Genomic DNA, 6,912 nt, shown 5'->3' on the forward strand with positions numbered 1-6,912 from the left:
CTTGCGACGGTCATTTTTTTTAACCCGAATGCGGTACTAACACCGGCTCATCCCCTCTCTCTTGCCGCGATTCATCTGATGTTTTTAGGGGTCATTACCATGGCAATGATCGGAGCACTGTTTCAAATGCAGAGTGTTTTAGGGGGACGCCCTATCCCCTCGGCAAGCGGAAACGGCCTTATTATCCATATTTTTTTAACGATAGGTGTCCTTTCTTTGGCGGGAGCCTTTGCCTTTGGCATCGCCCCTTTGTTCATTATTGCGGCCGTATTATTGGGTGCATCGATCCTTTATACCGCTAATTTGATCTTGCCCCTCCTCTTCGGCGGAGTTACTCATGATACCCTTCGCGGAATGCGACTGGCGCTTATGGCACTCTCAATAACCGCTATTTTAGGGATTGTGATGGCGAGTGAGTATGCAAATGCCTCTTTCGGTATTTTTCATGAGATGATTCGTACTGTGCACTATTCGTTCGGATTGATCGGATGGATCGCCGTACTCATTATTGCCGTTGCCTTTCAGGTCGTTGAGATGTTTTATGTCACGACGCCCTACAGTATTTGGTGCAAACGAAACGCCTTTAGGGTTATTGCTGTCTCGTTGCTTTTAAAACTCTTTTGGCTCTTTTTTGCCCTTCCTTATGTTTGGATGTTTGATCTTGTAATAGGTGCGTTATTGATCGGATTTATCGTTACTACCGCAAAGCGATTGAAAATTCGAAAACGGCGTGTTAGTGATGTGAGCATTTGGTTTTGGGCTTTTGGGATGGTTCTTCTGTCTTTGTCCGTTATCGCGTACGGTCTTTTTGAGTGGATAGGATATGAACCGTTACAGACTATTTCCCTCATAGCGTTTGCCCTCTTTGCCCTATCCGTTATTTTAGGAATGATGGGTAAAATCGTCCCTTTTTTAGTATGGTTTCATCTGAGTTCCGCAGGGTATATGGATGCTCCGATAATGTCGAATATTATCCCGCAATCTCGTGCCAAAGGGTTTTTTGTCCTTTTGATTCTTACTTCGGTGAGCGCACTTGGAGGGGTGTTTTTTCTAGAGCTGTTTGCACTGAGCGCCCTTCTGGCAGCAGCCATGTTCGCCCTTTTGCTGTTTAATCTGATTAAAGCGCTCGCCTTGTATCGCTTTACCGTATCTCACGGAAAACGCTTTGAATAAATGAAGAGGGATATTTTTACAGCTCAAGCGCTATAATTGAACTAAGCGCAGAAGGAGAGGTGTATGGATCCGTTATTTATTCAAAACAGTGTCCTCTCGTTGGTCTTGGGGTTTTTGATCGGACTGCAGCGTGAAATGCACACGATTTATGCGAATAAAACTCAAGATTTCGGAGGAGCTCGAACGTTCTCGATGATTGCCCTTTTCGGGTATCTGTCCGCATGGATAAGTGCCTATTCTCCCTATTTTTTCCTGATAGCCTCCGTTGTTATGGGACTGTTGCTGATTGCCGCATACATCGTTAACAGTGTTTCGATTGCCGAAAAAGGGGCAACGACCGAATTTGCTGCACTGGTCACTTTTGTTCTTGGCGGAATGCTCAACTTTTCACTCCCTATCTTTTCGGTATTTATAACGATTATTGTCTTGTTTGTCCTCAACATCAAAGATACGGTTAAAGAGTATCAGCGGACAATTACCAAAAAAGACCTCAGTGCCGCGATTTTGTTTATGATTATGACGTTTGTGATCCTTCCGATTCTCCCGGATAGAGCCATTGATCCGATGGGATTGATAAACCTTTATCGGATTTGGATCATGGTTGTGTTGGTCGCGGGGATCTCCTTTTTTGGCTATATCGCGATCCGTATTTTGGGTTCAGCTCACGGTATCGGTGCAGCCGGACTTTTCGGCGGGCTGGTTTCATCGACGGCTGTGGCGATGAGTATGGCACGAAGAGTTCATGAAAACGGTTTTCTGACAAAAAATTTGGCACTCGGTATTGCATTAGCCTCCTCAATGATGCTGATCCGTGCCGGTATCGAGATGTGGGTTATCAATCCCTCTCTGACGTATACGTTCATGATTCCTATCGTCGTCGGAACACTCTTCGGCTATAGCTATATTGCTATGCTCTATTTTACCTCTAAGCGAGAAGATATACCGCAAAATATTGAGTTTAAAAATCCGTTTGATTTAAAAGAAGCCCTTGTTATGGGGCTGGTATTCGGCGCTACTCTTGCTCTTATTTCTCTCTCAAACCGTTACATCGGGGATATGGGAGTATACACCGTCGCCTTGGTCTCGGGCATCGCCGATGTCGATGCGATTATTCTCTCCCTGTCTTCCTTGGCAAAAAGCGGTCTTAATCCGACAACGGCACATTATGCGATTCTCATTGCGATTGTTAGTAATACGTTTGCGAAAGCAGCATTGGTTCTCTTTTTCGGGAAAATGGAACTTTTTCGACTGGTTGCGATGTATTACCTGATTTCAGTCGGCGCATTTGCGGTTACGGTTTTGATGATGGTGTAAAATAGTAAAAAGAAGAAAACGAATACACGCTTTGGAGACAGTTTGGGCACAGTAAAAAAAATGTCTTTTGGAAGTCCGTAAATAGGGGGTTCTAAAGGGGTATGGCGGACAGCTAGAGATTCGAACTCTAGGTAGGTTGCCCTACACACGCGTTCCAGGCGTGCGCCATCGACCACTCGGCCAGCTGTCCATTTTTTGTGAGAGTGAAATTGTACCAAAGATAACTTAAGTATCGGCAGCAAAGAAAACAAGTATTTGAATCATAGGAAAAGAAGCGGTAGGTTTATGGGATAAATTATAGTAACCGAACTCTGGAGAAGAAGTTCGGTCAAACTATCGAAGGAGAATCGAACTGATATTTTAGAAAAGAAGTGTTAATTTTGTGTAAAGAGTCACGATATAATGGCGTAACACTATTTTAAAAGGGTTTTTGTGCTCCCAAACCACCGTTTCCATCCTATCAGTGATGACTTCCGCTCCCCTTATGCACGTGATCGTGACCGTATTATTCACTCGGGGAGTTTTCGCCGCCTAGAGTATAAAACGCAGGTTTTTTTGAATTCTCAAGGGGATTTTTTTCGAACTCGACTCACCCACAGTATCGAAGTAAGCCAAATCGCCCGTTCCATCGCATCGCACTTGGGATTGGAAGAGTCTCTTGCCGAGAGCATTGCCCTTTCTCACGATTTGGGTCATACCCCTTTTGGGCACATCGGAGGGGATACCCTTGATGAGTGTCTAAAAGAGCGGGGATTTGCAAGCGGATTTGAGCATAACTTTCAGAGCTTTCGGGTCGTAACAAAGCTCGAACAGCGGTATAAAGCGTTTTTAGGGCTCAATCTCACCTACGCCACCTTGGAGGGGATTTTAAAGCACTCTTATCCCTATACCAAATCGTTTTTGCCCGAAGAGATACGAGAAGCATTTGCTCTCGATACCCATCCCAGCATCGAAGCGATGATCGTGGATCGTGCCGATGAAATCGCCTATATCAGCCATGATATTGATGACGGGGTTGCTTCGGGATTGATTAGCTTTGAAACCCTCCAATCCTCCGAACTGATTCAGACCATTTTGCAAAAAGTGTATGATGAGGGGATTCATGAGGATGAAGACGAGATGTTTCGTTACCGTTTCAGCTCCCACCTTATCAACCATTTGGTCTATTCGCTCCTTGAACATTCCCGTGATAAAATTGATAACAGCCGTGTGTTAGCTTCCGTTATATCGGCATCCGAGCCGATTATGATTGGGTTTGAGCCGGAATTGGAGACACAAATTAAAAAACTCAAAAAACTTTTGTATCAGGAACTCTATCAGCATAAACATATTATGCGAAAGATGTTTGCGGGAAAACAGGCGATTATCGGATTGTTTAATGCATTGATGGAAGAGCCGAAGATGTTACCGCGCTATTATCTGGAGCAGTGTGAGCGGCGTAACCCGCATCGTGTAATCAGTGATTATATTGCGAGTATGTCGGATCGGTATGCAATGAAACTGTATAACGAGTTATACGGGAGAGAGGGATAATTATTTCCCTTCCTCTTCTTCTGCACCGAACGTTTTTTCAAGACCCTCAGCGAGCTCTTTTTTCTCTGTATCGCTTAGACGTGCTTCAGGGTGGGCAATGAGATACGGCAGTATCGGCATTTCTCCCTCTTTGACTTCATCAGCGGCATCTTTTACTTTATTTTTCTTTTGGATACCGAGCATTGAAACATTCAATTTTTCGCGTCCCTCTTCAACATCATGCATTACGAGCCATGATACGGGTGCGATTTTGCTGTACCAAGGGTATTTGGTCTCGTTGGAATGACAGTCTGCGCAGGCTCGGTTAAAAAGCTCTTTGGTTCGAGATGAATCCCACTGAGGTTCGCTGGCAACAGGCGGATTGGTGTAATCCTTGCCGTAAGGGATAAATTGGATAGCGACCGCTGTTACTATAACCGCGGCAGAGATGGCTTTGAAATTCATTGGGTCTCCTTTGAGTAATGAAATTAGGAACAGGGATCGCTTAGACTAATACGGCTTCGCGTTTACCCGTTTCGAGATGACCGATCACATAACCGTCCGTTCCCGCAAGAACATCGGCAACATCAGCTTCTTTAACTACGAGAATCATCCCGACACCCATATTGAAAGCACGGAACATTTCGTTGCGCTCAACGTGTTGACCGATAAGCTCAAATATCGGCAATACGCGGATAGAAGATTCGGTAATCACGGCACGGAGACCTTCTGGCAATACGCGAGGGAAGTTTTCGACGATTCCGCCCCCCGTGATGTGCGCCAGCGCTTGGATCTTATCTTTGAGTGCTTTAAACGTTTTGACATAGATACGGGTAGGGGTCAATAGGGTTTCGATCAAAGGTTTCCCCTCGAACTCATCTTCAAATTTCATCCCCATTTTTTCAAACAACACTTTGCGTGCCAATGAAAATCCGTTTGAATGCAAACCTGAACTCGGCAATGCGATAAGGATATCCCCCGCTGCTACTTTGTTAGAGCGGTCAAGTTCGCTTTTTTCACCGATACCCACGGCAAAACCTGCCAAATCGTAATCATCCGAATGGTACATACCCGGCATCTCTGCCGTTTCGCCGCCGATGAGGGCACATTCGGCCTGACGACACCCTTCCGCGATACCGCTTACAACTGCTGTTGCCGCAGTAACGTCAAGCTTACCGGTCGCATAGTAATCGAGGAAAAACGAAGGAGTTCCGAAATTACAGATCAAATCGTTTACACACATCGCAACCAAATCGATTCCGACAGTGTTATGGATACCTGAATCGATAGCCAGTTTGAGTTTTGTTCCGACTCCGTCCGTTGCGGCGAGCATTACCGGTTCTTTGTACCCTTTCGGAAGTTCAAATGCCCCTGCAAATGAACCGATTCCGCCGAGAACACCGGGAATGGTCGTCGACTTAACGAGGGGTTTGATATTTTCGACAAAACTGTTGCCCGCATCGATATCGACACCGGCATCTTTGTAGCTGATTTGGCTCATGGGATTCCTCACCTTAAATAGTGAGGAGATTATAACGAAAGAGAGGTTAGGAGAAATTTAGGGTTTTAATCTTTTTGGGGACATTTGCCGAAAACTCTTTTGAAAATCCATAGAGAAGGGCAAAAATCAAATAGTGCCCATACGATTACCATTACAATAACAAGGGTCTGAAGGATCATAGCGTAGAGCATTTCGCCATCAGCGAACAAGAAGAGGGCAATGGTTAATACTGCCGCCATCAAAAAACGTTGGATTTTTTCTGCACACATTCAAATACTCCGTTTGTGATATAAATTTGACTAAATTATAACGAATATTTTTCTTCGTTTCTTTAATCTTTGCATACGAAACGGAATATTCAATGCGTTTTAATCTCTGCGTGTTACAATCGCTGAAAAATTCCCCACACTAATAAGAAGAGAAGCCCTTAATGAAAACATTTATTACCCCTGAAATGATGGTGCATGTTGCGATGTGTACCCATAAAAATCCCCATTCCGTGCTGATTATCAGCAATCAAGTCGATTCGCTTAAAACCGAAATGGCTCGTTATCGTGAGGTAGAAACCGAGTATGCGGGTGCCGATGATCTTCTTGGCGCATTGCGTAGCAGTCCCGACAAGAGTGCCGATGTGTTACTTTTGGATACGGAAAGTGATGACAGTGTTGTCGCTGCTCATGTAAATCGTATTTTAAAAGATGACGGCTTGATAGTATTAAAACATCCCGGTTTGGATGATGTGGACGCCAATACGAAGCTTATGCAGATTTTGGGGAACTACTTCAAAATTATAATGCCGTATCGTCTTGAAAACGGCTCGACGCTTCTGCTTTGTTCGAAAGAGTATCACCCGACAGCTGATTTGATCTTACAGCGCAGTGATTTGTTGGAAGGGCACCAATATTATAACTGTGATATCCACATTGCCGCGTTTGCGATGCCTCAGTATATCCGCAAAAATTATTTGGGCATTATCCGTAACTAAATGGCGTTTGAATATGCGATAGCACTTACGGGGGGGATAGCAACGGGGAAAAGTACGGTTGCCTCCTTGCTCGGGCTTAACGGCTTGCGGATCATTGATGCCGATACGATAGCCCACCGTATTTTGGATGAGAACAGTTTTTGGGTAGCCGAACATTTCGGTGCGGAGTTTCTCAGCGGTTCCAAAGTCAATCGCTCTGAACTGGGGAAAAAGATTTTTGCCGATCCCGAAGCGAAAAAAGAGTTGGAGACATTTCTTCATCCGAAAATTCGTGCCGCCATCGAGGAACAAAGCGAAAAACAAGATCGTCTCAAATATCCCTACTTGATCGATATCCCCCTCTTTTTTGAGACGGCTTCGTATCCGATACGAAATTCCGTAGTTGTTTATACTCCCAAAGCCCTTCAGTTGGAACGTTTTATCAAAC

8 protein-coding genes and 1 tRNA gene are annotated in these 6,912 nt (G+C 44.7%); 5 read left to right on the forward strand and 4 right to left on the reverse strand.

Translation table 11 applies throughout. The features are described from left to right. A partial coding sequence (locus Q0C19_RS10045; RefSeq protein WP_295055621.1) for a hypothetical protein occupies positions 1–1,173 on the forward strand: 1,173 nt, incomplete at its 5' end. A 63-nt stretch (positions 1,174–1,236) separates the two neighbouring features. Further along, on the forward strand, positions 1,237–2,487 hold the full coding sequence (locus Q0C19_RS10050) for an MgtC/SapB family protein (RefSeq protein ID WP_295055623.1): 1,251 nt from the start codon (positions 1,237–1,239) through the stop codon (positions 2,485–2,487). 102 nt (positions 2,488–2,589) lie between these two features. Here the strand turns inward: Q0C19_RS10050 and Q0C19_RS10055 are convergent. Continuing rightward, positions 2,590–2,677: transfer RNA gene (locus tag Q0C19_RS10055), tRNA-Ser, on the reverse strand. A gap of 242 nt (positions 2,678–2,919) precedes the next feature. On the opposite strand from Q0C19_RS10055, the gene Q0C19_RS10060 reads away from it, so the two are divergent. After that, positions 2,920–4,020 carry a deoxyguanosinetriphosphate triphosphohydrolase gene (locus Q0C19_RS10060; protein WP_295055625.1) on the forward strand — a complete coding sequence of 367 codons (1,101 nt, stop codon included), beginning with the start codon at positions 2,920–2,922 and terminating at the stop codon, positions 4,018–4,020. Here the strand turns inward: Q0C19_RS10060 and Q0C19_RS10065 are convergent, their stop codons facing one another. The 3 genes from Q0C19_RS10065 to Q0C19_RS10075 all read right to left on the reverse strand — a co-directional run bounded on the left by Q0C19_RS10065 (position 4,021) and on the right by Q0C19_RS10075 (position 5,769). Beyond that, positions 4,021–4,464 carry a heme-binding domain-containing protein gene (locus tag Q0C19_RS10065; protein ID WP_295055626.1) on the reverse strand — a complete coding sequence of 148 codons (444 nt, stop codon included), beginning with the start codon at positions 4,462–4,464 and terminating at the stop codon, positions 4,021–4,023. Positions 4,465–4,504: 40 nt separating this feature from the next. Continuing rightward, positions 4,505–5,500: a phosphoribosylformylglycinamidine cyclo-ligase gene (purM, locus tag Q0C19_RS10070; RefSeq protein WP_295055627.1), complete on the reverse strand. Its 996-nt coding sequence runs from the start codon at positions 5,498–5,500 to the stop codon at positions 4,505–4,507. A gap of 65 nt (positions 5,501–5,565) precedes the next feature. Beyond that, a complete protein-coding gene (locus tag Q0C19_RS10075) occupies positions 5,566–5,769 on the reverse strand; it encodes a phosphoribosylaminoimidazole synthetase (RefSeq protein ID WP_295055629.1) in 204 nt (67 codons plus the stop codon). Positions 5,770–5,930: 161 nt separating this feature from the next. Between Q0C19_RS10075 and Q0C19_RS10080 the strand changes: the two genes are divergently transcribed. After that, positions 5,931–6,485 (forward strand): spermidine synthase, encoded by a 555-nt coding sequence (locus tag Q0C19_RS10080; RefSeq protein WP_295055631.1) that lies wholly within the window; start codon positions 5,931–5,933, stop codon positions 6,483–6,485. Beyond that, the coding region (coaE, locus tag Q0C19_RS10085) for a dephospho-CoA kinase (RefSeq protein ID WP_295055632.1) at positions 6,486–6,912 on the forward strand (427 nt) is incomplete at its 3' end.

The sequence above is a fragment of the Sulfuricurvum sp. genome (genome assembly GCF_023250475.1).
GTDB lineage: Bacteria > Campylobacterota > Campylobacteria > Campylobacterales > Sulfurimonadaceae > Sulfuricurvum.

Bases quoted from the DNA above. Each gene is read 5' to 3' on its own strand.
- purM (WP_295055627.1), bottom strand. From the start codon at position 5,500: ATGAGCCAAATCAGCTACAAAGATGCCGGTGTCGATATCGATGCGGGC.
- Q0C19_RS10065 (WP_295055626.1), bottom strand. From the start codon at position 4,464: ATGAATTTCAAAGCCATCTCTGCCGCGGTTATAGTAACAGCGGTCGCT.
- Q0C19_RS10075 (WP_295055629.1), bottom strand. From the start codon at position 5,769: ATGTGTGCAGAAAAAATCCAACGTTTTTTGATGGCGGCAGTATTAACC.
- Q0C19_RS10080 (WP_295055631.1), top strand. From the start codon at position 5,931: ATGAAAACATTTATTACCCCTGAAATGATGGTGCATGTTGCGATGTGT.
- Q0C19_RS10050 (WP_295055623.1), top strand. From the start codon at position 1,237: ATGGATCCGTTATTTATTCAAAACAGTGTCCTCTCGTTGGTCTTGGGG.